A 26,911-nucleotide genomic window follows, 5' to 3' on the forward strand; every position below is an offset into this window, starting at 1 on the left:
CGCTAACTTACGTCCAACGTAAGCTGATCATTAGCGGATTGAGCGTAGCTCTTGTTCAGCTCAATCAACTTTTGAATTATCTCTATTTGTGCTTCCAGCGAGCAACCCCACTGAATTTTGTCACGTTCAGCTTTTGCTTCTTTTTCCGTAAATGAGTGTTCCAAATTGATGTCCTGCCATCCATATGCCTCAGCTACGCACGCATCCACTTCCATCATAGTCGAGCGCAGGTTTTCGATCGCTTGAGTTGTGATGTTCGGGTTGTTGATGGCATTGATGGCGTCCGTTAAACCGCAACTTTCCGAAACGCTCCATGATACAATATTTGTATTGAAGGCTTGTGCTGCCTCAATTCCGCGTTTGGAAACCAAGTTTCTAGGAGGGGGGAATTTTCCAAGGGCTTCTGTAATTGATATGGTCAAGCGGCCTTCCATTCGCCCCCCAGAGTATCTTGTCACCCACGATTTGAAGAATGAACTTTGGCAAATGGCCAGTTCATCTGCTCGAAGCAACTCAATGAGTACAACTTTGTCTGTGTATATCCAATCGGAGGGACAAAGCATACAAACTGGATACTTGGTCACCCTAGAGAAACCAATAAACTCACGTTTCTCACGGAGCCTTCGCATTTGGCTGGCTCTGTGATTCCAGAACTGCCACCAACGGTCTTTTAGGCCCTTGTAGCTTTTGAGAGCTTTTTCATTTCGATTTGGTTGTGCGACTTCGGTCAAAAACTCGTAAGCTAGCGGCCAGCTTGCCTGTATCTCTTCCAACTCTCGATCAAGAACGTCCAGCGCCCATCGATCAATTCCGTTGAGTGCGAAACTCGTCAGATCGTTGCCGGTTATGTAAGGCACTAGAAGGGAGTTTTTCTCCTCCTTCAACTTCAAGAACCAAGGGTGATCCGGTGTAATCACGAAACACAGCCCTTTGCTGTTGTCAGCCCCTTTTAGACTGAACATTGCGCTATCAATTTTTTTCGGTTGCCAATCATCATCGCCTGCTACGTTGAGCCGAGGTCCAATTTTTTTGCATTTTTGTCCATTGGCTATCTTTTCCCCACGATACTTGCCGTTCCAGTAATGAATAATGGAAACTTCCACCGCGGCCTTTCCAGGCCACGGTAGCCCTTTAACAGAAGCGAATACGTCGCCGCTATTCACCAATTCACCCAAGCCAACAGATATTGCGCTTCCTTCAGCTACGTTATTTGTCGCGAGCATTCCGTAGGCGGAGCAAGAAGAAAGCAGGTCTGCCATTCGTCGCAGAAATAGAATGCATAAGTCAATTTTTCCTGGCGGCGCACCAAGAATGATGCTGCCGAGGCGTTGATAGTCGCTACCTAAGCGCTCCTTCCAATAGGTGTTTCCAATAAATGGAGGGTTACCGACGATGCCGTCAAACCCTTGCTTTGCTTCTGTGAAGACTTCAGGAAACTCGAGCGGCCAGTGGAATGGACGTCGTTTGTTTTTGCCTTTGGGTAGGCCCGCATTCAGCTTTTGAGTGGCGCGCCGCGTCAGTTCCGAAATGCTGCGGTCATCGCCGCCAAGAACTTGTCCGACGAATATCGACAAAGATGTCGTGTCGGGCTTTTTCTCATTGCTGGCCAGCGTTTCGCCAACTAAAGCATCGGCAATAACCGTTGGAATTCTGAGAACAATTTTAGCCTGCTGATCCAAACTGGCCATGATTTCAACATCGCGAATGTCGTTCACCGGCGAAGAGCGGATTTGCTTGCGCAATTCTAAAGCGGATGAGACGGCCTGATCGACGTCATGGGCGAATAGTTTGGGTGATGCCTTTTCAGGCGCAATCATATCGAGCGTTGTGAGTTGCTCAATGGATGTTATGCCGATTAGGCTGTCGCCCGCTTTCAGATTGTGATCGAGAAAGCCAAAGGGGCGACCTTTGGACAAGGTGATGAGCCAGATTGACAGTTTGGCAAGTTCGACCGCGAGCGGGTTCATATCCACGCCGTAAAGGCAGCGTTCTGCGACCAGACGCTTGGCAAGAATGAGCCGTTCTTCTAAGTCGTCCGGTGCGAGTTCATTAGCCTCGTCGGGAGAAATGACGCGGCCATCAATTGTGATGGCGTTGCCGTTCCGCTCGGCTGTCAGCCACGCTTCAATCAACTTTTCCGATAGCCATCGGCAAACTTGAACGAGAAATGCGCCGGACCCCATAGCCGGGTCGCAAATGCGAAGATCAAGAAGCTCAGCAGACGATTTGAGTGTCCATTCCTCTTTTGGTTTGCCTTCAGCCGGGCCTGAATATGCCAGTGGCGTGAGCGTTGTTTCGACAATCTGTTCTGTGAGAGATTTCGGCGTGTAATGCGTTCCGCTTTCACGGCGATCTGTCCCGGCTGCCACCATGAACGAGCCCTTGGGATAGACTAGGGGGTAGTTCCACGGATCTATGCGGATGAAATGAATATATGGCGCGAGCTTGTCGCGAAGAGCCTCATTGTTTTGGCAAACGACGAGAAGCTTCGCGAGCGCGTCCTTGTCACCCTCTTTTGCCAAATCATTGGTAACGCGGCTTGCAGAACTGCCGGTTCGTTCTTTCAGAAGTTTCGCGACCGTATCGGTTTCGGCGGCGTCTTCGAGTTCGGTAAGCTTGACCCACGGGTTCTTGGCATTCTTCGTTGCATTGAGGTCGAGGGTAACATCTTTGGCTTTAACCGCCGTGCGTTCTAGCAGGCCCTCATAAACATAGCCGATTTGTTCAACGTCTAATGCGCGGTAGGACAGCGTGCGTCCTCGGAAAAGCTGAACCGCCTCAAGCAAAAGCAAGACAGTTTTATTGTCGATTGGCAGCGGCAGCGCTTCAGTTTCTGTCCAAGACGTTCCTTTTGCGCGGCCTTCCAAAAACGGAAATCGATCTGGGTCGAACAAGGAACCACCAAGCGCAGGTAGGCGCATGGTTTGGTGGTCAACGCCGCCGTAAACCGCCCGAAATAGCGCTAACAGGCGTGACCAAGCATCCCAGCGCTTTTCCAGTATTTCTTCAGACGTTTCGCGAAGTTGTCGGCGCAATGTTGTAATAGCGTAATTGGCTTCATAGCGCTCATTGCCAAGTAGCAAGAGGTCACGTTCTTCTGCCGATAAGAGAAATACGATCCGCATCATAATCGTCAGGCCGGCCTCGTAGAGCTCGGCGGGTTTGACGCCCGTGAGAAGTGTTTGGTTTCTGTCGGTGTCAGCGCGGTCGAATGCTTGTATCAGGACTTCGACGGCGCGCCGGACTTGTTCACCGAGCGCGTCTGTAACGTCATCTTGGAACTCAAGAGACCGATCCAAAAGCGCAGGGAGTTGGTCCTCGGCGGGCAAGAAAAAGCGGCCAACGTCAAATAAGGAGATGAAGGCTTGGAGCGTTTTTGGCTCTTGGGCCCATAAACCACCATACCAACTCGCAAATGTCGTGACGCCGCCAGTCGGCGCGTCAATCAGCATCCAGTGCTCACCATTGGTAATGAGACCAAGGCGCACGGTGTTCGCGCGGCACAACTCGACCATGCGTTCTACAGGTGAAGCGATCCAGCCGTCGGTATTGATCGGACCGTCAAGCGGCGTGTCTGGCGGATGGGAGATGACGAAAATACTAGGAAGTTCGTCGGCAGAGGATAAGAAGGCGAGCTCTGGGTTTAGCGTCACACTATGACCTGGAACATCGTGGGCATAAGTCTCGCCAAAATCTGCCGCTGATTTTAAGTTCTGAGCGGACCTGTCGTCATCCCACTCCAACACGTCGGACAGGATATATTGAATCCAGGCGCGGTGAAGTTTTGGGTAATCAGGATCGTCTTGCGTTTGGCTTTCTCTAAGTTCGTAATAGGCCTGCCGAACACCTTTTCTTTTTTTGCCGTCCAGCGCTGCAAGCCCTTGAGGAAATGCCGCGTCCAGAACGGGCTCCGCTAGAAACGGACCCGATACATCAATAAGCGAGAGCCATTCGGAATGTAGACTCATAACGCGCTCCGGTTGGCTAAGCGTTCTGGAAGGAAGAAAATTACGGCGACAGGGAAGGTGCGAGGTACATACCCATCATATCGCCGCTCAATGTCTTTGATCTCTCTGTCGCGTTCTTGCGGTATTTTTGCGAGCCGGATCTTGATGGCCTCAATGTCACGGCGAAACTGCGCCTTTTCTTCATTGGAAAAGCGCTGGTCTTCCTGAAATAGAACCAACTGTTCAGGTTCAGCGGATTCGGCCAATGCTGTTTGAATGGATTTTTCCAAGTCCGTCAGAACTGTCTCAATCGTATTCTGCTCCTGCTTTTTCCGAGTTTCGAGCGTGGTGCTCAAATTGCGCAGTCTATCGGTTGAACGCGCAGTGACGGCACGGTCAATTGATGACTGAGCCGTTTCAAAGCGATCGACAAGCTGTTGGAAAAGCGAGTCATTGATGTCCACAGGACGGCTTTGCGCAAACCACTCGGTCACTTTGGTGACGCCAGTTTCACGAGCAAATCCGCTTTCGCTCAAATACCCGCCAGAGGCAGTAAGCTCTTCGTGCAAGCGATGATGATTGCCGCCCGTTATCACCAACCGAGAATTGATGGCGACGGCTGGGCCATCAAGAAGCGCATCGGGCACGACACGAATGGCGACACGATGGAGTTTCTTTACATCCACGCCCGCCCAAACCTCAGCACGCATGAGACGCAGGCACATTTGAACCAAACGATGGTTCATGTGAACCAGCACCACATCGTCGCGGCCTTTAGCAACGTCATGATCAAATGTAATGGGACGTGTGACTTGAGTGTGCGGATGCCGGAGACCTTCTAGGCATTTTCCCCATGACCCACCCATTTCGGGGAGGATAAAAACCGTTCCATCAGGTGCGCCGTTGAGCGTTGCAGACTTTAGGGGCGGTTTGTCCGCGAGCGCCAAGCCAACATGCACAGCTTGGCAAATCCGCTCCGGCGTTAGATGGAAATCCTTCCGCGTCTCAAGCAATCGATCATGTAGCTTTGCAATTCTATCTGTGAGGTTTCGTTCCGCTCTGATAAATCGCTTCGCCTTTGCCGCGCGCAATTCGGCTTCTTTCGTATTCAGTTCCTTGCGGGCGCCCTCGATGAGTTCTGCCATTTGCGGCGCGATGACGGGATTGACGCTGCCCATGTCAGCTCGCATCGATTCCAACTTTACCAACGCACGAATAATATCCTCGCTGTGGCCACCAACGCCTTTCTCGGGAACGACATCTCCGCCATCAACGGGATGCCAGATCAAAACCTCTTTGGCTTTTTGTCCATGACGATCGATCCGGCCATTGCGTTGTTCCATGACATTGGGATTGTATGGAATCTCGATATGGATAAGTGAGTTACAGTGGTTTTGAAGGTCTATGCCTTCGGACGCTGCATCAGTTGCAAGAAGAATGCGGACCGATGAACTGGAGGGGTGCGTCTGGAAGGCCGCTTTGATTGTCTCACGGTCAGCATGATCAATTCCGCCATGAATGATCGCCAAGCGGTCTCCGCCATAGCCCTGGGCCGTCAGTATTTCTTTGAGCCAATCAAGCGTGGTTCGATACTCGGTAAAAAGAATGACGCGTGCATCGTTCCAGTCGTCATTTGGCCTCAGATTTTTCTCCAACCACGCTATCAGCGCTTTGGCCTTGCTGTCAGTTTTATGGCGGTTGTTATCGGCCCAATCCGACATCATGGACAGGAGCTTGCGTTCCTCCGCTGTTAAGGGCGCGAGATGTCGGGAGGCTTCTTCAACGGCCTCGTCCTGAATATCTTCGACTTGTGCGTCGTCTGCATAATCTTCTTCACTCTGCTCAATCATTCGCTTGAGAATGCGCTCAGAAAATGCCGTCTTTTGGTTTGACTGATCAGGTGTTGCCAAGTTCTGGCGATGCTTTTCTAGGGTCGCAGCAAATGCGGCCGGAGACGAAAAGAGCCGTTTCTGTAGGAGTTTATTGACGAAGTGAGCTGCCATCCCACCCGTTTCGCGGCAAGTATGTTTGCGGCTTTCGCAATACTGCCGAAGCATGGCGTGGATCTCGCGTTCCGGCTCCGAATAGGGGATAGCCAAAGGTTTGAGCACTCGCTTTGGATAAAGCGGATTGCCGTCGGCATCGACCAGATCGGTTTTTAGTCGGCGCACCATGACTTGAGACAGCTGACGTTCGCTTGGCAAAATGTTTCGAGAAAACCGTTGGTCGTCGAGCAGTTCCAATAGCGACGTAAAGGACTGCGTGTATCCATTGTGCGGGGTCGCCGTCAAAAAAAGCTTATGCTGGAAATGAGGCGCGATGGTGCGAACCAAACGCGTGCGCTGACTTTCTAGCGTGTAGTTGGCACTTCCAGAGGGCGCGATATTGTGAGCCTCATCTATGACGAGCAAGTCGAATTTGCGGGGATAGACCGACCCCACCGGGAGCACGTCCTTTAGGAGACGCAGGGGCTCACCTGCTTTGATCCAATCGACAGAAGCAATGAGGCGCGGAAAGGATGTCCACGGGTTAGCATGAATACCGCGATCACGTCGTAATTGGCGAACATAATCTGAATTGACTATCTTGAAGTCGAGTCCGAATTTTTCGAGCATTTCAAGACGCCATTTTTCCTGCAATGACGCGGGGCAGACGATGAAGACGGTTCGCGCTCGATGCCGCAATAACAGTTCCTGAATGACCAACCCAGCTTCAATGGTTTTGCCTAAGCCGACATCATCTGCAATCAGCAAATTGGCGCGGGCCATACCAATCGCGCGCACAAGCGGATCAAGCTGAAAATCTTCAATGCTGATACCACTCCTAAAGGGCGCTTGCAGGAACCCGCGATCGGCGTTCGTTGCAGCGCCCCAGCGAACAGCATCCAGAAACGCTTCTAGGTGGGCAGGATCGTCTCTGCCTGTAAGTTTGGGCAATCCGGCATGTTCAATAATGTGCGCGCCAGGCTCTATTTCCCAGATAACCTCAATCTGTTCACCGAGGCTGTCTTCGTCGATCGAAGCTAGTGTAATGTGATGTTGAGGCTGGGTCGTCTCGCGTGGCCCAATACAAGCATCCACCTCTACGACAATCCACTGGCGCCGCCGGGCTTCAACGAGCTGTCCAGATTCTGGCGTCGCGAGTATGCCGTCTTCGGATTTATTTTGGTCAAATATGTCTAGCGTCATGCAGGAATAGCCTGAGCTTCATCCAAATTATTAAGATGAGAAATGAAGCTCTTACCGATCGCCTCGCCGAGTTTAACTGGAACGGCATTTCCAATCAGTCGTCCGATGGTCTTACGACGAATAGGGACTCCCTTTGGAGCAAATTTATAGCTTTTCGGGAAACTTTGAATGATCGCGCCTTCCCGAAGCGAAATTGCGCGGTCCTGTTCGGGGTGCCCAAATCGACCATTCCCAAACCCGAAGAATTGAGTAGTCATTGTCGGGGCCGGTTCATCCCAGCCCATGCGGCCATAAACACTTGGATAGGTTTTTCCAGACGCCTTCTTATGGCATTCTGCAACCAATTCCTCGGGCCAATCTCGCCATGTGCCGCCCGGTTTGGAAACCCGGATACGCTTCAAGTTTAGGGCTGAAAGTTCGCTGGCTTGATGCAAAGGATCTTTCTCGTCGCATTCACCCGCGCTTAGCTTGGGTAGCTTTTCTATCGCTTTCCGAACTGTCTTGTGCTTTCCGGATGGCGATGTCGGAGCGATAAGATCAATTGGTCCGAGCCGTGACGCCAATAAGACCAAACGATTGCGCTGTTGAGGAACTCCGTAGTCTGCACAGTTCACCACTTGATGGCTAACGTGATATCCGATCCCTTCCAGAGATTGGACGAATTTCTCAAAGACTTTTTGATGGGCAAGCATTGGAACATTTTCCATTGTCACCAAATGAGGCCGAGACTCATTTACCATGCGGCCAAATTGAAGCAGCAAATTCCATCGTTCGTCGGACTCATCAGACTTGCCCTTACTATAGGTGGAGAATGGCTGGCAGGGCGCGCAGCCTGCCAGCAATGTAATCTTGGCGTCACCATAGGCGTCGGCAAGTTCAGACTCACTGACATCTTCAACCGACTTCTTTAGAAATTTCGCCTTATTGTTGGCCTCGAAGGGGTATTCGCAAGCAGGATCAATATCTATGCCCATAGCGACATTGATTCCTGCGTTTTCCAGCCCGAGTGTCAGGCCGCCCGCGCCACAAAAAAGATCTACCGCCCGAATTTCAAAATTTGGAGGCTTTTTTGAGATTTTGTCACTTTTCGACGCGCGCTTGGCGCTATTTGATCTTCTTGCCATCGAGCTTCTTTCCTCCCGCAGCCCGCATAAGGGCTTCATATGTTTCGATTGCAAGAACGACGACGACGGGGCGACCGTGTTTTTCGACGATGACGGGGCCCGCGCGTGCGGAATCCAGAAGTAGGCCGAAACTATTTTTGGCCTCTCGGGCAGACATTGTTTTCATTGCAGTTCTCAACCGATTGATTCGAGCCATTATAGCTACAATTGGAAATATTTTGGAACTGATTTGTGACGGGATTCTACGATTTTTGGATGTAGTGCAGGGCGCGTTCGGCGTTGCCGAACCGGGTTCGCGTGAACCAAGCCGGTGCCCGTCTTGGCCCTCCGGGCTTTGATCCCTCGCGCTTGCCGCCTTCGGCGGGGCAGGAACTGCTGCGCAGTGCAGATTTGGCAGGCGCCCGCCCTAAGCGGGCTAAACGCCCAGCTGGCTAGAGGATGTTGACGTGACATTGGCGGCAGAACCACCGGAGACCGCTCCGCGGGCCCGGGGACCATGCCGCCTCGTTGTTTGGTTGCTGGGCTGTCCGGCGCGCTCTGGGCTTCGCCTTCGGGGTTGCCGGACGCCTGGCCGCGAGGCCGCTTCCCACTGCGGAGCAGAGGGGTCGGCCTCGCCAGCTAACGCGGCAGGTTTGTAGTGTTTAGAGGTTCAACGGACGGCGCTGCGCGCCGGCATTTTTGTGAATGTCCCTCGGCAGTCGGGGTGGGCGTCAGGCCGGTCTGCCACAGGGCGGCCAGCGCCCAACCGCCTTGGCACGAAGCTCGATTGGGTCGCGGCCGATCATTACGACACCGGCCAGCCTCATACCCATTTGGTCATTCGCGGCAAGCGCGATGATGGAACTGATCTGATTATTCCCAAGGACTATGTATCGAAGGGCATTCGGAAGCGGGCACAAGAGCTTGTGACCATTGAGCTTGGGCCCGTGCGGGAGATCGAAGGACGCACGCGCATGGCGCGCATGGTTCAGCGACAGCGGTTGACACAGATCGACCGGAGATTGTTTGGCAGCGCGCGGGATGGAATTGTGGATGTATCCGCCCCTGTCCGAAAGGGACAAGTCTGGCGCAAGCAATTAGACCGCGCCCGTCTGAAGTTTTTGGAGAAAACGGGACTTGCAGAGCCGCTTGGAAAAGGCCGATGGCGGATACAGGAAAATGCCGAACCAACGCTGAAACGCATGGGTGAGCGCGGCGACATCATTCAGACGATGCACCGCGCGATGGCAGGCCGCGACCAGCGCCTGATCGATGGAACGAGTCTGTATGACCCTGGCGCTGACGGCGCAAAGCCAGTGACCGGGAAAATCCTCTCGCAAGGCGTCGGCGATGATGTAGCTGACCGCGCCTATCTCATCATCGACGATTTGGACGGCAAAAGCCGATATATAAATTTGGGGTCGAGCGACAGGCTGACAGAATTCAAACCGGATATGATTGTCACTGTCGAACCAGCAAGCCGTGAACCTCGATCTTCGGACGGCACAATCGACAAGATCGCTGCGAAAAATGGTGGGCGCTATTCCGAGCTGTTGCATATGAAAGCCGACGGCTCTGCGCGTCCTGAGTTTGTCGCCGCGCATGTTCGGCGGTTGGAAGCGCTAAAACGCGCAGGGCATGTCACGCGAAATTCGGATGGGAGTTGGACAATTCCGTCAGACTATCTAACGCAGGCCGGAGAATATGAACGCGCCTCGGCTCTATCGCAGCCTGTAGGTATTTCACCTCACTCGTCGCTGTCGCTCAAGCAGATGGAAACAGCGATTGGCGCAACGTGGTTGGATCAATCATTGGTTGATGGCAAAGCCAACACGCTTGCGAGAGGCTTTGGCGGTGAAGTCGAACGCGCGAAAGTCGTGCGCCGATCGTTTCTGTTCAAGTCAGGAATCCTGAAAAACAAAAGCACGCAATTTACCAAAGCTCATCTTATCGAATTGGAGCGTAGGGACTTGGTAAATGCCGGGCAGGACTTGGCGCGTGAGTTGGGTAAGCCCTATGCGGCGTCGCCTGCGAGCGGGCAAATTAGAGGAATCTATGCAAAAGCTGTGGATCGTCCGAGCGGCAAATATGCCGTTATTGAGCGGGCGAAGGATTTTACGCTTGTCCCTTGGCGCGACGTGCTGGAGCGTCAAAGCGGAAAGTCAGTCAGCGGGCTGCTTCGCGGAAAGACGATTTCGTGGTCGTTTGGGCGAGGACGGGGAGTGACGTAGCTTTCAGTTGAGTTCCTAGATATTTGAGCATTTTACATTGTTCTAGCCGTTTGCCTCATTTACGGTCGCGAAATTCTAGTGAGGTTTTCTATGCGCAATGTGAGCTATTTTCCACCATACAGTCAGGAAGAAAACGTCGTAACCAACGCTGTCCTTTTGCTGTTATCTCACGTCAACAGAATGGCCCCGACTATATTCTCTGATTTACTGACATCTATTACGGATGAGGCGTTTGCCGTTGGGCCAACTTTTCAAAACCAGGTGAAGATACGGGGCGGGAAAGGGATTCCTGATGCACTCATCCAACAATCTCCATTTGAAATTTATGTGGAAACCAAATTGGGCGACCATTTGTCTGTTAGTCAAATCGCATCCCACTTCGAGACAATCAAGCAAAACGAAACGGTCAAAGGATCAAGCATACTGCTTGGGCTAACTAGAACGCAGATTGGCCAAACCGAATTGGATGAACTGCAAAGCCTTGGTGGAGCAAATGGAGTGAGGTTTTTCTCAACCACGTTTACTGAGTTAGCAGATATTCTCGAAAGTTCTTCGGATGAGTTCCGATTGGAATTGAATACGCTGCTTGAAGAATATCGGGCGTTCATCCAAGAGCGGGGCCTTGTGCCAGAAACCGAAAACAAGCTTCTGATAAACCCATGCGGGACCTCATATGAGCAAAATCGGCTGCACAATATTTATCATGACCAACCGACGCGCTCGAAGGTGTTTTGCAAATACCTGGGAGTTTACAAAGACAAGTGCGTGTCGCTGATTGGTGAAGTTTTGGCAGTGGTCAATGCTCGAATAGACGGCAACGAAGTTTCGATCTTAGAAAACCATCCGTTATCGTGGAGGCAAGGATATCTGCATCAACCGACAGAGCACGAGCTCAATCGAATTTTGGGAATTGTTCGTGGATCAAGTTACTACAATTTGGGCGAAGAAGAAGCTCGCTACTACATTGTGGATGAGTTCGTTGAGAGCAGTTTTCGCAAAGTATCAAAGCACGGAATACAAGGACACCGATATTTCACGCTAGATGGAGAAGCAGGAATTATTCCGGATTGTTTTGCCGAAACAGAGCCGACAATTGAAGAGGTTGCACGTGCGCTATCCTCGAAAACATGGCAGTAGAAAATCACATGCACACTACGCAAAACGATAGGGTGTTCACATTCTGTGGAGCACTTCAGTCCGGGGAATCAAGAGCTTTGAATGCCTTCAAAAATTAAATACCGACGCAGTTACAAACTCGATGATTATATCGTGTCTGGAATAACGGCGCGCGAGCTTTTGCGTTTCTTTCGGAGAATGGACGGTTGGCACACCTTCTTTGGGGAGTTTGAAATCCCAAATTTCAGAACTGTTTTTGGCGGTGCCACTCAACTCCAGCGTCTTGGCGACCCGGCGTCCGGGGCAGGAGTCATCATTAAGGAATACACTTGCGCAACCGGTTCTGGTCCGAATTTGAAGGCAATTTGGAGGCTAAAGGTTACATTTACTTGCTCCATGCGATCCTTTGAACATGTTGAGTATGCGGATGAAAATTATCCAGAGCTCATAAACGAGCGTTTCGACTTTCGGGAAACTTGGCACGATGAAGACATAACCAGTATCGAATTGCGATCAGCGGAAAGCCAGACAGCTTTCGAGAAGGAAGTTCTTAGTTTCATTTCTGAATTTCGTGTTCGTGAGGGTAAGATCGCAGACCCATCCGATTGGGAGGAGGGTGGACTGATAGCAAAGGTGCGGTGTCGCTGTGGTCATACCGTTACAACAACAGCGCCCAAGCTGAGCCGGGGTAAGCGGTGCAGTGATATCTTCGCCTTGAAAAATATACTGCGCTGTAGCGCCTGTGGAAACATGGGTGAGGCCGAGATATTACCTTGGTTTCTTGAAAACACTGTCACCCATATCGATTCCTCTCGACGCTATTTTGATGGTGATCGTGGTGTTGACAGGCAAAGTATCCAGCAGGATGTCTCATTTGATTTGTATGGAGTTATGGATGGTGACGGCGAGAGCGACGTTTATCTAGGAGACGGAGTTTCAATAAAACCAGACGGAAGACTGTCCGAAGATTGATGTTCGAGTCCTAACAATAATTGCATCAAGCAATACATTCTTTAGGCGGATTAATGCCTTTATACACCCAGAGCAGGACAATTTTGCACCTAACAAATCTCTGGGCATCGTAGTTGATTGTGAATATGCATATTTGCCTCGAATTTCTACCCGCTTTCCTACCTAGACCAGTTAGGGCTTAATCCCGCAGCCTAGGCCTCAAGTTAGTTCTTGAGGTTTTAGATGTCTCCGCAATCCATTCTTATCGGCCAAGTAATTATCGTCTTTGTGACGATTATCTTTGGCGTTTGGTTTGCGACGCAGTGGACAGCGGCGCAGTTTGCCTATGACGCCTATCTCGGTCAGCCTTGGTTCCTTCTAGGTGATCAGCCGATTTACTATCCGTGGCGTTTGTTTGAGTGGTGGTATGCGTTTGACGCTTATGCGCCAGAGATCTTTGCCAAGGGCGGACAGATTGCGGCGGGTTCCGGTTTTCTTGGTTGTGCTTTCGCGGTTATCGGCTCGATCTGGCGCGGGCGGCAGGCCAAACGGCTCACGACTTACGGATCATCGCGCTGGTCAAACACGCGTGATCTAAAGCGAGCCGGGCTGTTTAAGCCAAGCGGTGTCTTTTTGGGCCGCACCGATGAGAATTATTTACGCCATGACGGTCCGGAGCATGTGATGGCCTTTGCACCAACGCGCTCCGGCAAAGGTGTGGGGCTTGTCGTTCCGACCTTGCTGAGCTGGACAGACTCCGCTGTCATTCACGACATCAAGGGTGAGAACTGGGAGATCACATCCGGCTGGCGCTCGACCTTCTCTCACTGCCTACTATTTGATCCGACTAATCCCGCCAGCGCCAAATACAATCCTCTGCTGGAAGTGCGCAAAGGCCGCAATGAGGTGCGCGATGTCCAAAACATCGCTGACATCCTAGTCGATCCCGAAGGGGCGCTTGAGCGCCGCAACCATTGGGAAAAGACCGGCCATGCTTTGGCGATATTTTACTTTGCGTACCCAGAGCGAATCGGAGCTAAGCTGTGAATTATTCTGAGCGTATGGCAAGGAGTGTTTTTGGCTCCCGTTGGAAGAGCGGTACTATGGTTTTTTTGCATGCTTATCTAGATGCATCAAAAGACGAGCACGCGAAAAGTGACCGTTGGACCGTTGTGGCTGGATATAGCGGAACCGCAGAGGAATTTGCGCGAGTTGAGGAGCGGTGGAATGGTTTGCTTGCGCTGGATTTCAAGCACAAAGAGGACCGGCACTTCCACTATGCCGAATTTCGAAACAGGTTTCTCGATTGGGAGGAGCGCGTTGAAAAATACGCAAAACTCTTATCAGAAACCAACCTTTATGCGATAGCTGCCATCATCAAGAATGATGCATGGTCACAACTTGATGTTTCGTCAAAGTACCGTTCTCTTTTTCCGCGTCGTGAGCACGCTTGTTTGGACTTCGCTTTATCTACCCTTGCTGATGCGCTCGATGAGAATGCGCTCTCTGGCCCCGTGTCGCTCACTATCGATAACGACTATGGAAGCAGGGTGTCTGCAACTGCGGTTTTTGAGAACTGGGAACAAAGGACTCAAAAGACTGTCCTTGCGCTAACCATCGCTCAGCCGGGAGAGGCGAGGCTCTCGGTGCCGTTACAATATGCCGATCTTCTTGCGAATGCGGTGCGCACCGATCCAACTACTGGATTGGAAATGTATGAATTAAAGGCGGAAATTATGAACGCGAAGCTCCGCTCACCCTTGCGTCATGCGATTAAGCAAGGGCTAATGAAATCATGGCATCCGAGGAATGCAGACGAGATTGTTGCTCAGGCGGCAAGTTTTAATGATCTTGCGGTTATTCCTGTCTGATTTACTTTTGCTCTGCTTTGGATAGTTTTGTTGGTGCCTTTGGTTTCAGTTTATCCAGAGCCTTCTCAAACCTCTTCTCAGCGTCGGTGAGGTTTAGTTCGCCATCGGCCTCGAGTTCGCGAGCGACCTTTTTGAACTGCTCCGACTGCGCCTTGTCCGTGTTCTTGCTCAGTTTCGGCTTTCGCTTTTCGGCCATGTATATCCTTCTTTCCATGAGAAAGCGGGGCCTTTGCTACGAGTTGTTTGATAGGTCAGGCGCTTTCCTTGTGCCCCTCGTAACACATTTTCGGCGCGTTCGGTATCATCCACGCCGAGGGCTGCGCGATTTGAATACCGGAAATCAAACTCGGCCATGTAACGGTGTAGGTGGCGTTTATCGCAGTGCTGATAAATGCCGCGCATCCCGCGCTTAAAGATCGAGAAATACCCCTCGATAGTGTTGGTGTGAACGGTCACGTCATCTTTTTTCACATACTCATCTTTTGAGTGTGAAACGACGCCATGCTCGACAAACTGCCACCCAAGGCCCTTGTAATGGCCAGCTTCATCGGTCATAAGCCGCGCCTCGCGAGAAATGTTCTCTGCAAGGATTGGTGCAATGGTTTTTACTCTGAGGTCGTCAACAACGTAGCTGCGCACTTGGCCGCTCTCGCGATCCACCAACGATAGAACCTTATTCATATGCGCGGAGCGCTTCTTGCCGGTTGGTGCGGGGTTTTGCTTGTCATTGCCGATAAAGGTTTCATCGACCTCAACCGCGCCACCCATTGAGCCGAACGGTGCCAGAGTACCGAGGCGCATGGCTTCGCGAATACGGTGCGACAAGAACCATGCGGTTTTGAGCGACACGCCAAGCGCGCGATGAAGCTGGTTTGAGCTAATGCCTTTTTTGCTGCCGACCATCAGAAAGATTGCCTGAAGCCAAACGCGCAACGGCAGGTGCGACGATTCAAAAATAGTCCCGACCTTAACGGTGAAGGGCTTGCGGCACTGGTAGCACTTGTAAACGCCGATCCGAGTGGACTTGCCTTTTAGGGCTCCAACGCGCTCAACACCGCCACAATGGGGGCAGATTGGACCATTCGGCCAAATGATGCCCTCAACATAGCGATATGCTGCTTTTTCGTCGTGGAAGTATTTTGCGCTTAAGATCGACATGGCGGTTATCCTTTTGATAACCCTAATGTAATCACTATTTTGGGTACGTAAAGTACTATATCGCCGATTGGTTGCAATTAGAACAAAGGGGGAATATAGAACATAAGAAGAACATAAAGGAGTTGGCTATGGAAAACGAAAGCTTGCGTGACGTCGTCGGACTCGGCGTATTGATTATGGTCATTGGTGCAGCGCAATTCTGGGGTGTACTTCTCGGCGCTTGATGGCGTAACCGTAAATTTTCAATCGGCCAGAAGTCTGCCGGCTAAGGTTCTGAATGACAAAGCATTTTGTCCATCTTCACCTTCATTCTGCTTATTCCCTCGCTGAGGGGGCGATTCCTGTCAGTAGAATTAAAGACCTTTGCCTCGAAGATGGCATGCCTGCTGTTGCTGTTACGGATACCAACAATCTTTTCGGCGCGCTTGATGTTTCGACCACGTTGGCCGGTGCTGGTGTTCAACCGATTATTGGCCTGCAGCAGGCCTTTGACGCAAAGGAATTCGGGTTACCGCTCGCCCGGGGAGCGCGAAATCCCCCTTTGGTTTTGCTGGCTCAATCGGAAGCGGGGTATGAGAACTTATTAAAGGTCACCAGCGAAGCCTTTTTGAACTCCTGTTCTGATGATGGTGCCTGTGCATCTTTGCAGTGGCTTGATGGTCATAGTGAAGGTTTGATTTGTTTGACTGGTGGTTATGACGGACCAATCGACAAATTGCTGCGTGAAGACCGCGTAACCGAGGCTCGAGAAGCTCTAGAACGACTGCGCGCATTATTTCCTGACCGACTTTATGTTGAATTACAGCGTCATGAGGCGCGTGATCACGAAAGTGTTGAACCGACATTGATCGACTTGGCCTATGAACTTGATCTGCCGGTGGTCGCTACCAATGAACCATTTTATCCGTTGCCGGATGATTACGAAGCTCATGACGCGTTATTGTGCGTAGCGGACGGGGCTTATGTTCACCAAGATGACCGGCGCAAAGTAACCCAAGATCATTATTTTAAGACCACCGAGCAAATGGTGGCCTTGTTTCAGGACTTGCCTGAAGCGATTGAAAACACGATTGAGATTGCACGGCGATGTGCATATCGCCCGCGTTTTCGCGATCCAATTTTACCTAGCTTTGCCAGTGAAGGGGCGGTCGCTGATGTTACTGCCGAAGCCCTAGAGCTAGAACGTCAGGCCCGCGAAGGGTTGAAAGCCCGATTGCGCGCTAATCCACCATCGGCTCCAGAGGAAGATTATTGGGACCGGTTGAAGGTTGAGTTAGATATTATCAACCGAATGGGTTTTCCCGGTTACTTCCTGATCGTTTCTGATTTTATTAAATGGGCCAAAAACGAAGAAGTACCAGTGGGGCCAGGGCGTGGCTCAGGTGCTGGTTCGCTGGTCGCTTGGTCACTGACAATTACTGATCTAGACCCGCTTCGCTTTGGGCTACTATTCGAGCGGTTTCTAAATCCTGAACGTGTCTCCATGCCGGATTTCGATATCGACTTCTGTCAGGACCGTCGGGATGAGGTTATACGTTATGTTCAGGAAAAATACGGTCGTGACCGCGTAGCCCAGATTATCACCTTCGGTAAACTTCAAGCGCGGGCGGTGTTGCGCGATGTTGGCCGCGTTCTACAGATGCCGTTTGGTCAGGTTGATCGTATCTGTAAACTGGTGCCGAATAACCCGGCCAACCCTGTCACACTTAAAGAGGCAATTGAGACTGAACCGCGCTTGCGTGAAGAACGCGATAGCGAAGAGGCCGTGGCAGCCTTGATTGAAAAGGCACTGAAGCTCGAAGGTCTATACCGTCATGCCTCGACCCACGCTGCGGGGGTTGTTATTGGCGATAGGCCACTTGATGAGTTAGTGCCGCTTTATCGCGACCCTCGGTCGGATATGCCTGCGACGCAGTTCAATATGAAATGGGTTGAACCGGCGGGGCTGGTAAAGTTCGATTTTCTTGGCCTTAAAACGTTAACCGTAATCGCGCGCGCTGTGGGCTATGCGGCGGAACGCGGTGCCGACATCGATATCAGTAAAATTCCGCTCGATGACAAGATGACCTTTGAGATGTTGGGCGAGGGTGCTGCAACCGGTGTTTTCCAGTTAGAGAGTACCGGCATGCGCTCGACTTTGCGTGCCATGAAGCCTGATACACTTGAAGACATTATCGCGTTGGTTTCACTCTATCGCCCGGGCCCGATGGAAAATATTCCAACCTATATCGAGCGTAAACAAGGTAATCAGGAACCGGACTACCTTCATCCACTCCTTGAAGGTGTGCTCAAAGAAACCTATGGCGTCATCATCTACCAAGAACAGGTGATGCAGATTGCACAGATACTGTCCGGTTACTCGCTGGGTGAAGCGGATTTATTGCGTCGTGCGATGGGTAAGAAGAAAAAAGAGGAGATGGACCTTCAACGCATCCGGTTTGTTGATGGTGCGAAGAAAAACGATGTTGATCCTAAAAACTCTTCTTCAATTTTTGATTTGGTGCAAAAATTCGCCGGTTATGGTTTTAATAAATCACACGCTGCGGCATACGCATATATTGCGTACCAAACGGCTTGGTTAAAGGCTAATTACCCTGCTGAATTCCTTGCAGCATCAATGTCTCTCGATCGTGCGAACACGGATAAACTGGCGATCTTTATAAAAGAAGCCCGCCGAATTGACGTTGAGGTTCTACCGCCCCATGTAAATCATTCTAAAGCGGATTTTTCTGTAAAAGACGGTGCGATTGTATATGCGCTTTCGGCGGTAAAAAATGTTGGTGAAGGGGCCATGGCCCATATCGCCGATGAGCGAGAGAAAAAGGGACCGTTTAAAAATATTTTTGATTTCGCTGAACGCGTTGATCTAAAGCAAGTCGGAAAACGCGCTATTGAAAATCTTGCACGCGCGGGTGCTTTTGATGGATTAAGTGAATCGCGCACGCAAAGCTTTGCTGCGGCTGAGCTAATTATACGCTATTCAGCGGCTACTTTTGAAGAGCGCAATAGCGATCAAGGCGGGTTATTTGCCATGGATAGCGCCCCGTCGCTTGCGAAACCCAAGGTGCCCAATCCCGAAGAATGGACGCAGCAAGTTCGTCTTGATGAGGAGCGTGCGGCCGTGGGGTTTTATTTCAGTGGCCATCCGCTTGATGATTATGAAACGGAACTGCGACGGCTCAATGTTATATCCTACAACGAAGCGTTAGCACGGGCGAAATCCGGCAAAGTCGGCGTACAGATGGCAGGTGTCATTCGAACGGTCCGTATGCGGCGGTCAAAATCCGGAAAGCCGTTTGCTTGGGTTGAACTTTCTGATGCGAGTGGGGAATTTGAGGTTACGGTCTTTTCCGAGACCTTAAATTCCGCACGAGACTTAATGGAAAGTGGCGCGATGGTTCTTGCGACTGTTACGGTAGAGGATCGCGATGGCGATGTGCGCTTCACCTGTGAAGGGATGCGCAGCTTGGATGACGCAGCTGCGGCGTCAGTTTCACAACTGCGCGTTAGCGTGACCTCGGTTTCGGCGCTTGATGGGTTGAAACGTCGGTTAGATGCGGTGCGCCCCGCAAGCGCGAGGGAAAGCGGCTCGGTCGTTGTGGTTATGCGCTTACCAGAGACGGGGCGTGAAGTTGATCTTGCCTTGCCGGGCTATGCGGCTTGCACGCCGGCAATGCGTGGTGCGCTCAAAAGTCTTGAGGGCGTCACGGATGTTGAACTGATTTAGATGTTGTCTTTGATGTAAGATTTTAGACTGTCTGCGAATTCAGGCCGTTGAAGACCGAGCGCAATATTTGCTTTTAACCACCCAAGTTTATCGCCACAATCGTGGCTTTCGCCTTCGTATTCGTAAGCAAAAAAGCTTTGGGATTTCATCAACGCATCCATTGCGTCGGTAAGCTGAATCTCACCGCCAGCGCCGCGTGGCGTCGTTTCTAGGAGTTCAAAAACTTCAGGTTGGAGTATATAGCGTCCGGTAATAGCCAGATTTGATGGCGCATCTATTGGTGCGGGTTTTTCGACCATACCCGACATTTCAAACATTCGACCATCGCGCTGACCCTTCGGGGCGACCACGCCATATTTATTGGTATCCTTTTGGGCAACTTCTTCGACAGCAACGATATTTCCGCCAGTCTTGTTATATTCGTCGACCATTTGTGCGAGGCAGCCCTTTGTGCCGCCCATGGCTTTGGTGATGACAACGTCAGGCAATGATACCGCAAAAGGTTCGTTCCCTATTATATCCCGTGCGCACCAGACTGCATGGCCCAGACCGAGCGGAGCTTGTTGTCGGGTATAGGAAAGCGCACCTGCTTTGGGGATCGTCGCCAGAACGCTATCGAGGATTTCTGTTTTTTTCTTTGCCGTCAGTCCGGCCTCAAGTTCGAAAGCGTGATCGAAATAATCTTCGATAGCGCTTTTTCCGCGCCCGGTGACCAAAACCACATGCTCAATGCCGGCCTCAAACGCTTCATTTACCACGTAATCAATAAGCGGCCGATCAACGAGCGGCAGCAGCTCTTTGGGTGTGGATTTCGTCGCCGGAAGAACGCGTGTTCCGTGACCCGCGACGGGAATGACGACTTTACGAACCGATTTCATACGTACTCTCGTTATCTTTGGCTTTCATATCGCTTGGATGTGCGACGATCATGCACTTATCCCCACGCCCGGCGATAATATCAACTCTATAGAACTGGCTTAAACCATGCGAAATTTGCTAAATTCTTATAAATTGTCGATTTTTTGCCCTTCTAAGGCCATTGATTGAATACGATATCACGACCTGATTGTTGGGCACCTTGTACAGCCAGCATAGTGCGCGCATATGGTATAATTCCGCTGCTGCGTAGAAAAATAAGAGCGATTGATGAGTGACGAAAACGAAGAAAATCAAAGCGACCACAATGATCGACGCGGGAATCGCGGCGGTGATACGCCTTTAATACAACCGCATAAGCAGAGTTTCTTTGCGAGCCTCTGGTCGAGTTTTATGGCGGGCGTTGTTGTCGTTGCGCCGGTCGGAATCACCGTTTGGCTGTTTTACCTTTTGCTGACGGGGCCAATGGCGAAACTCGATGCATTCGTAAAGCGAACCCTGCCTGTTGGTGACACCACGCTCGAAAAGATTTTGCAGGTTTTGCCCGGTGTTGGCGTGCTGTTGGCCTTTATCGTATTGGTCATTCTAGGTGCGCTGGCAAAGAACTTTGTCGGTAGATCGTTTATTCGCGCCGGAGAACGAATGATCGAATCTGTGCCGATTGTGCGCAATGTGTTTGGGTTTTTCAAAAATGTATTTGAAACGGCGTTGCGACAATCAGATCGCTCTTTCAAAGAGGTGGCACTGGTCGAATATCCGCGCAAAAACGCGTGGGTGATGGCTTTTGTTGTCGGTGAGGCAAAAGGTGAGGTGAGGGCAACGCTTGATGATCAAGGCGATGCGTTGACATCGGTTTTTATACCGACAGTGCCAAATCCAACATCTGGATTCTTACTATTTGTTCCGCGTAGTGACCTTCGTATTCTGAAGATGTCAGTCGAAGAAGCGGCGAAGGTTGTGTTCTCGCTTGGGCTTGTTGTGCCAGATTACGCAGATGGCGCGGAGGCGGTTGCGCGACTTGAAGAAATGGCAAACGAGGCGGAAAAAACGCCATTGAGCAAAAGACTGTTCAAAAATTGGAAGACCTAACCAGCACTCAATAATTTGACAGCGTCATCGCGGCTGAACAAATAAAGAAGCGTTCTTAACGCTTCGCCGCGCGCTGATTTTAAATCTGCATCACGTCGCATGATCAACTCTGCATCGTCGCGTGCGGCCGCAAGCAATTCCCCGTGAACCGCGATATCGGCTAGTCGAAAACGCGGGAATCCAGATTGGGCTGCACCAAGAACATCGCCAGCGCCGCGAAGGCGTAGATCCTCTTCTGCGATTAAAAAACCGTCTTCTGTATCGCGTAAAACATTTAAGCGGGCCTTCGCCGTTTCGCCCAACGGGGCTTTATAAAGTAAAATACAACTCGATTTTTTCTCACCGCGCCCAACGCGCCCGCGTAGCTGGTGGAGCTGCGCAAGGCCAAAACGCTCCGCATGTTCGATGATCATAATCGTAGCGTTAGGGGCATTTACCCCGACTTCGATTACGGTCGTGGCGATCAGAACTTGAATTTCGCCGTTATAGAACCGCTCCATGATCGCGTCTTTTTCCGGCCCCGACATTTTTCCATGGACTAACCCGACGCCATCGCCAAGTGCCGTTTTTAAAGTCTCGAATCGCTCTTCGGCGGCGGTAAGGTCGAGAAACTCTGACTCTTCGACCAACGGACAAACCCAATAGGCTTGCTCGCCATTGGTTGTTGCGCGTTTAAGCCCGTTGACTATTTCATCAATGCGGCTCATGGAAATCGTGCGCGTATCAACGGGTTTTCGCCCCGGTGGTTTTTCGGTGATCCGGCTGTGGTCCATGTCGCCATAGGCAGTAAGTGATAACGTTCTGGGAATGGGGGTGGCGGTCATGACCAAAAGATCAGGCTTCGGACCCTTTTGCGTTAACGCCACACGCTGACGGACGCCGAAACGGTGTTGCTCATCAATTACCACGAGCGCTAGGTCATGGAAGGCGACGTCATCTTGAAATAGCGCATGGGTGCCGAGTAATATATCGATATCACCATTTGCTAATTGGCGCAGAGTTTCGCGCCGCGCTGTGCCTTTGTCGCGTCCGGTTAGAATGCCCAGCTTAATACCGGCCGCGAGGGCCAATGGCTCTAGGGATTCAAGATGTTGCCGGGCTAGGATTTCGGTCGGAGCCATCAACGCCGATTGTCCGCCGCTTTCGATAGCGGTTAGCATCGCAAAAAAAGCGACAATAGTTTTTCCCGACCCGACATCGCCTTGAAGCAATCGAACCATGCGATCGGGCGCGCGCATATCAGAATATATGTCGTCGAGTGCAAGTTCCTGGGCATTGGTGAGGGAAAAGGGAAGCGCCTTTTTTGCTTTCGCCAATAAGCGCCCATGGCCAGTGATGGATCGACCGCGTGATTTGATGCGCGCTTTACGGATCAAAAGCAGGGCCAGTTGGTTTGCAAGGAGTTCATCATAGGCAAGGCGCTGCCGTGTTGGGGCCATGGCTGAAAGCCCGGCCTGACTTTCGGGTGCGTGCATCGCTTCGATGGAATTTTTCCAACTGGGCCAGTTGCGTGCTTTTAACCAACTGTCGTCTTGCCATTCCGAGAGCGCGGGAACGCGCATCATCGCTTGCGTGACAGCCTTGCGCATGACGCCAGCCGTTAGCCCTGCCGTCAGCGGATAAATTGGCTCGAAGGTCGGCATGTCGCTAGGTTTGTCGGGGTCAGCCACGTAATCGGGATGCGGCATTTGACGCGCGCCGTTAAACTCTTCGACCTTGCCGGAGATCAAACGAGTCTGACCTTCGGGCAGAAGGGTTTTCAGATAATCGGCGCGAGCATGAAAATAGACCAGCGTGATATATCCGGTTTCGTCGGAGCAGATCACTTTATACGGTAAGCGACGCCCCTTTGGCGGCGGATCATGACGGTCAACGGTAACGCTGAGGGTCAGGATTCGACCGGGCGGCGCTTCGGCTATGGTCGGTCTGAATGACCGGTCCACAAGTCCAGCCGGGGCAGTCAGAACCAAGTCTACAACAAGTGGCCCCGCAGCACGGCTAATAAGAGCTGCGATCTTAGGGCCTACGCCCGTAAGCACTGTAATGTCTGCAAATAAGGGATTTAGAATAGATGGCCGCATGATGCTGTGTTAGCGCTGTTTCTTAGGGTTTTCCAATTCTGAGATCGGGATAAAAGAGATCCCGGAGGATTTATACATGATCAGATTACTTGCCGCTGTCATTATTGCGGTCATTGTCGGCTTTGCCACAGCGAAATTCGTCGAAAGCATTGGTGTCGGCTATACGGGACTTGAGGTCTCTGTTGCCTATAAAGGCGTATTAGCGTTTAGCTGGTTTATCGGTGCATTTGTGGCAGCTTTGTTGGCGTTATTGATTGGTCACCGTTGGGCCCCGCTTGGGGGGCTGGCCGCGAGCGCGATCTTTCTCGCGGCTATGATCGCAATGTTCTCGAACCCGCTGGGGTGGCTGCTGTGGATATGTGCCGCGGCATTAACTGGTTTAGGCGGTTATGCGGCGATCAAGCTTACAAAGGCGTCGAATATCCATCCGAACTTACGGCCCGACGAAAGCCTCTTCGATGAGTGACATCTACATTCCTGCCGCGACAATTTTATTGCTACGTGAGGAAAAATCACTGGAAGTTTTGATGGTCGAACGCCATGCGGATACGCCTTTTGCCGGGGGCGCATTGGTGTTTCCGGGTGGTCGCATTGATCCTGGTGATATGCTTAGGGCGTGGGCGGATTATTCGACCGGTTTAGATGTGGTCCCGGAGGATCAAAAAGCACCCCGGATTGCGGCAATTCGAGAGGCGTTTGAAGAGACCGGCATTTTGCTTGCGCGGCGTGATGGCGTGATGGTCGGAAATGATGTGAGCACAGAGTTGGCAGCGTGGCGCGATGTAATCGAAAACGACGATTCGCAATTTCTTGAGATGGTACGTCGCGAACGACTAAGCCTCGCTGTTGATGCGCTTCACCTTTATTCGCGTTGGCGTCCACCCGAAAATGTAACCCATCGGCGGTATGACACTTGGTTTTTTGCTGCGCGGGTACCGGAGGGGCAAGTCGCAAAAGCTGATGGTGGAGAGGCGCTGGAAACAGTTTGGACCACCCCAGCTGATGCAATAACATCGCGTGATAAAGGCGAGAGAAAAATGATTTACCCGACGTCGCGTAACGTCGAGCTATTGGGCGTAAGTCATACGATTGAAGATGTGTTTAGTTTTGCGGCCAACCGGAAAATCGAACCTGTTGTTCCATTTTTGCAAGAATGCGGCGGTGAAACACTTCTCGCTATCCCAAACGACCTTGGTTACCCGGTTACCGAAGAATCTCTCGATACTGCATTTCGAAGCTAATCAAGATTCATCGCGGCGATTGCACGCCGGGTATATTCCAGCGCAGCAGCGTCATATAACGTATGAACGACGATTGGCGTAATCAAATTATCCGTAAACGCATAAATACCACCAAGATAGACACCAACCAAACCGGCAATGACCGCATACAGCCATGTACGCATATGCAAAAGGCCAAATAAAATATTCGTCAAAAGAATAGCGAACGCCACGGGGAAGAAGCCATCCAACCATGTTTGGAATACGCCGCGGAACAACAATTCTTCGCTTATGCCTGCTGCGAGTGCCATGATTGCGATGCGCGGGGGTGTGAACTCAAACCCGATCTCTGAAAAGAATTTGATTTGCGCATTCCGAAACGAAGACAGATTCTCTAGTGTGGTGTTGGAAAACCACCAAAGAAATGTCACCAAAGGTAATGTTGCGATAACGCCAATCAAAAAATCATTGGCCTCAAGCTTGAATTGTGGCGCAAGCGGGGTCTTTAGAACAAAGCTAAGCCCGAACGCCACAACGCCCATCATAATAGTGCCGAGAACAACGATAAGAAACGGTTGGGTCGTTGTCCCATTTGGTTCTTCGTTCATTGTTACTTACCGCCGTTTCAAACTTCCCAAAATGCCGCGCACCAGTTCACGCGCGAGGGTGCGCGCTGCCGTTTTAAAAGCAGCTTCGCCCACGCTTTGGCGGTTGGAGCGTCGCGATCTAGCTTTTGTCGAACGCGCTTTGCTAGAGGTTTTTTTCGCTTTTTCTGCGGCCTTTTCAGCGGCCTTAGCTTTTTTCTCTGCGCGAGTCTTTAGGTCTTCATAAGCTGACTGCCGGTCAACAGGTGTATCGTATTTATCGGCCATATCCGAATAGCGCATGATGTCTTTTCGTTCGGCAGCGGTGAGCGGCCCCATGCGCGACGAGGGCGGACGAATGAGCGTGCGCTCAACGATCCCCGGTGCACCTTTACTCATTAATGTTGAAACTAAGGCCTCGCCGATACCAAGCTGCTTGATGACGTCTAGGGTTTTAAATGCTGGATTTGGACGAAATGTTTCTGCGGCGGCTTTGACGACCCGTTGTTCGCGCGGCGTGTAAGCACGCAAAGCATGTTGCACGCGATTACCAAGCTGGCTCGAAACTGAGTCAGGTACATCAAGCGGGTTTTGAGTAACAAAGAATACGCCTACCCCTTTTGAGCGGATCAGCCGTACAACTTGTTCGACTTTTTGAAGGAGTGCCTTAGGTGCGTCATCAAAAAGCAAATGTGCTTCGTCAAAAAAGAACACGAGTTTTGGTTTTTCAGGGTCGCCTATTTCGGGGAGTTCTTCGAACAATTCAGACAAAAGCCACAACAAAAACGTCGCGTAAAGTTTAGGCGTATGCATCAGTTTATCCGCAGCCAGAATATTGACGATGCCTGCACCTTGGTCATCGGTTCGTAGAAAATCCATGAGGTCGAGGGCAGGTTCGCCAAAAAAGTTTTCTGCGCCTTGCTCTTCGAGCGCTAGGAGGCGTCGTTGGATGGCCCCCACGGATGCGCGCGATACATGGCCATATTCCGCAGACAACTCTTTTGCGCGCTCAGCAATCTCGACTAACAGCGCGCGCAAGTCTTTGAGATCGAGCAGCAACAAACCTTCATCATCGGCAAGGCGGAAAGCGAGCGTTAAAACGCCCTCTTGGGTATCGTTGAGATCGAGAAGACGCGACAGCAAGAGCGGCCCCATTTCCGATACGGTCGCGCGAATGGGGTGGCCTTTCTTGCCAAAAAGGTCCCAAAAACACACTGGGAAGTCACGCGGCGTGTAGGGATCAAGTTCGATTGTGTCCGCGCGCTTTTGCAGGAAATCTTTCATCACAATCGGCTGGCCGAGGCCGGATAAGTCGCCCTTTACGTCGGCCACAAAAACGGGAACGCCCGCGTCGGAAAAGCCTTCGGCCATGATCTGTAGTGTGACGGTTTTACCTGTGCCGGTCGCGCCCGAAATCAAGCCATGTCGATTCGCATATTTGAGGCTCAATCGCTCGGCTTTCTCGCTTTTTCCTAGAAAAATGGATTGATCCGACATTTGCCCTCCTGAGGCTGGGAATTAGCCTAAACGAACCGTAATCGCCGGTTTTAGCGGGCCATAGCCAAATCACAACCGCCAAATGCCCGTAATTACTGATATTTCTGTAATCGACAAGCCACAGTAGATGACTTGTCATGCCATTTACCCGATGACGCAAACAAGGTAAAATGACGGTGTTGCGTATGGAAATTATTGATGCAGGTTGCAGAAATTCGGGGCCGCGTAACACAGATTACATCGGGCAAAGTGTAAACAAAGGAAGGGGCAAT

At 51.3% G+C, this 26,911-nt stretch carries 18 protein-coding genes and 1 pseudogene; 9 read left to right on the forward strand and 10 right to left on the reverse strand.

The window, feature by feature from the left end; all coding sequences use genetic code 11:
- Positions 1-2: 2 nt before the first annotated feature.
- From ABFZ84_RS10775 to ABFZ84_RS10790, 4 genes are read right to left on the reverse strand one after another with little or no spacing between them, the layout of a single operon-like run.
- Positions 3-3,968: an Eco57I restriction-modification methylase domain-containing protein gene (locus ABFZ84_RS10775; RefSeq protein ID WP_369314023.1), complete on the reverse strand. Its 3,966-nt coding sequence runs from the start codon at positions 3,966-3,968 to the stop codon at positions 3-5.
- Complete coding sequence (gene drmD, locus ABFZ84_RS10780; protein WP_369314024.1) at positions 3,965-7,135, reverse strand: DISARM system SNF2-like helicase DrmD; 3,171 nt, start codon at positions 7,133-7,135, stop codon at positions 3,965-3,967. Before drmD ends, ABFZ84_RS10775 begins: the two co-directional genes overlap by 4 nt.
- Entirely contained in the window at positions 7,132-8,259 is a 1,128-nt protein-coding gene (locus ABFZ84_RS10785) for a DNA cytosine methyltransferase (RefSeq protein WP_369314025.1), read from the reverse strand. The genes drmD and ABFZ84_RS10785 overlap by 4 nt, the downstream gene beginning before the upstream one ends.
- Positions 8,240-8,425, reverse strand: a complete 186-nt coding sequence (locus ABFZ84_RS10790; RefSeq protein ID WP_369314026.1) for a type II toxin-antitoxin system Phd/YefM family antitoxin — start codon at positions 8,423-8,425, stop codon at positions 8,240-8,242. The genes ABFZ84_RS10785 and ABFZ84_RS10790 overlap by 20 nt, the downstream gene beginning before the upstream one ends.
- A 514-nt stretch (positions 8,426-8,939) precedes the next feature.
- Between ABFZ84_RS10790 and ABFZ84_RS10795 the strand changes: the two genes are divergently transcribed.
- The 5 genes and pseudogenes from ABFZ84_RS10795 (at position 8,940) to ABFZ84_RS10815 (ending at position 14,407) form a co-directional block, all read left to right on the forward strand.
- On the forward strand, positions 8,940-10,469 hold the full coding sequence (locus ABFZ84_RS10795; RefSeq protein ID WP_369314027.1) for a DUF3363 domain-containing protein: 1,530 nt from the start codon (positions 8,940-8,942) through the stop codon (positions 10,467-10,469).
- 90 nt (positions 10,470-10,559) lie between these two features.
- The gene (locus ABFZ84_RS10800; RefSeq protein WP_369314028.1) at positions 10,560-11,606 is read left to right on the forward strand and encodes a hypothetical protein; all 1,047 of its coding nucleotides are present in this window, start codon (positions 10,560-10,562) and stop codon (positions 11,604-11,606) included.
- 81 nt (positions 11,607-11,687) lie between these two features.
- Positions 11,688-12,557 (forward strand): hypothetical protein, encoded by an 870-nt coding sequence (locus ABFZ84_RS10805; protein ID WP_369314029.1) that lies wholly within the window; start codon positions 11,688-11,690, stop codon positions 12,555-12,557.
- Positions 12,558-12,779: 222 nt separating this feature from the next.
- A pseudogene (locus ABFZ84_RS10810) lies at positions 12,780-13,562 on the forward strand (type IV secretory system conjugative DNA transfer family protein); the annotation flags it as partial.
- Positions 13,563-13,639: 77 nt separating this feature from the next.
- Positions 13,640-14,407, forward strand: a complete 768-nt coding sequence (locus ABFZ84_RS10815) for a DUF3800 domain-containing protein (protein WP_369314030.1) — start codon at positions 13,640-13,642, stop codon at positions 14,405-14,407.
- 1 nt (position 14,408) lies between these two features.
- Here the strand turns inward: ABFZ84_RS10815 and ABFZ84_RS10820 are convergent, their stop codons facing one another.
- Complete coding sequence (locus ABFZ84_RS10820) at positions 14,409-14,603, reverse strand: hypothetical protein (RefSeq protein ID WP_369314031.1); 195 nt, start codon at positions 14,601-14,603, stop codon at positions 14,409-14,411.
- Positions 14,576-15,565, reverse strand: a complete 990-nt coding sequence (locus ABFZ84_RS10825; protein WP_369314032.1) for an IS1595 family transposase — start codon at positions 15,563-15,565, stop codon at positions 14,576-14,578. The genes ABFZ84_RS10820 and ABFZ84_RS10825 overlap by 28 nt, the downstream gene beginning before the upstream one ends.
- A 277-nt stretch (positions 15,566-15,842) precedes the next feature.
- Here ABFZ84_RS10825 and dnaE point away from each other — a divergent pair, with 277 nt between their 5' ends.
- On the forward strand, positions 15,843-19,292 hold the full coding sequence (dnaE, locus tag ABFZ84_RS10830; protein WP_369314033.1) for a DNA polymerase III subunit alpha: 3,450 nt from the start codon (positions 15,843-15,845) through the stop codon (positions 19,290-19,292).
- Here the strand turns inward: dnaE and galU are convergent.
- A complete protein-coding gene (galU, locus tag ABFZ84_RS10835; protein WP_369314034.1) occupies positions 19,289-20,170 on the reverse strand; it encodes a UTP--glucose-1-phosphate uridylyltransferase GalU in 882 nt (293 codons plus the stop codon). The two genes, dnaE and galU, sit on opposite strands and share 4 nt — an antisense overlap.
- A 268-nt stretch (positions 20,171-20,438) precedes the next feature.
- Between galU and ABFZ84_RS10840 the strand changes: the two genes are divergently transcribed.
- Positions 20,439-21,257, forward strand: coding sequence for a DUF502 domain-containing protein (locus ABFZ84_RS10840; protein ID WP_369314035.1), 819 nt, complete (start codon positions 20,439-20,441; stop codon positions 21,255-21,257).
- Here ABFZ84_RS10840 and recG read toward each other — a convergent pair.
- Positions 21,254-23,338, reverse strand: a complete 2,085-nt coding sequence (recG, locus tag ABFZ84_RS10845) for an ATP-dependent DNA helicase RecG (RefSeq protein ID WP_369314036.1) — start codon at positions 23,336-23,338, stop codon at positions 21,254-21,256. The genes ABFZ84_RS10840 and recG overlap by 4 nt on opposite strands.
- Positions 23,339-23,414: 76 nt before the next feature.
- Between recG and ABFZ84_RS10850 the strand changes: the two genes are divergently transcribed.
- Positions 23,415-23,804: a hypothetical protein gene (locus ABFZ84_RS10850; RefSeq protein WP_369314037.1), complete on the forward strand. Its 390-nt coding sequence runs from the start codon at positions 23,415-23,417 to the stop codon at positions 23,802-23,804.
- The gene (locus ABFZ84_RS10855) at positions 23,797-24,579 is read left to right on the forward strand and encodes an NUDIX hydrolase (RefSeq protein ID WP_369314038.1); all 783 of its coding nucleotides are present in this window, start codon (positions 23,797-23,799) and stop codon (positions 24,577-24,579) included. Before ABFZ84_RS10850 ends, ABFZ84_RS10855 begins: the two co-directional genes overlap by 8 nt.
- On the opposite strand, the gene ABFZ84_RS10860 is transcribed toward ABFZ84_RS10855, so the two are convergent.
- A complete protein-coding gene (locus tag ABFZ84_RS10860) occupies positions 24,576-25,166 on the reverse strand; it encodes a CPBP family intramembrane glutamic endopeptidase (protein WP_369314039.1) in 591 nt (196 codons plus the stop codon). The two genes, ABFZ84_RS10855 and ABFZ84_RS10860, sit on opposite strands and share 4 nt — an antisense overlap.
- 6 nt (positions 25,167-25,172) lie before the next feature.
- Positions 25,173-26,639, reverse strand: a complete 1,467-nt coding sequence (locus ABFZ84_RS10865) for a helicase HerA-like domain-containing protein (RefSeq protein ID WP_369314040.1) — start codon at positions 26,637-26,639, stop codon at positions 25,173-25,175.
- Positions 26,640-26,911: the final 272 nt, after the last annotated feature.

Origin of the sequence: Hyphococcus lacteus, assembly GCF_041058985.1 — a bacterium.
Classification (GTDB): domain Bacteria; phylum Pseudomonadota; class Alphaproteobacteria; order Caulobacterales; family Parvularculaceae; genus Hyphococcus; species Hyphococcus lacteus.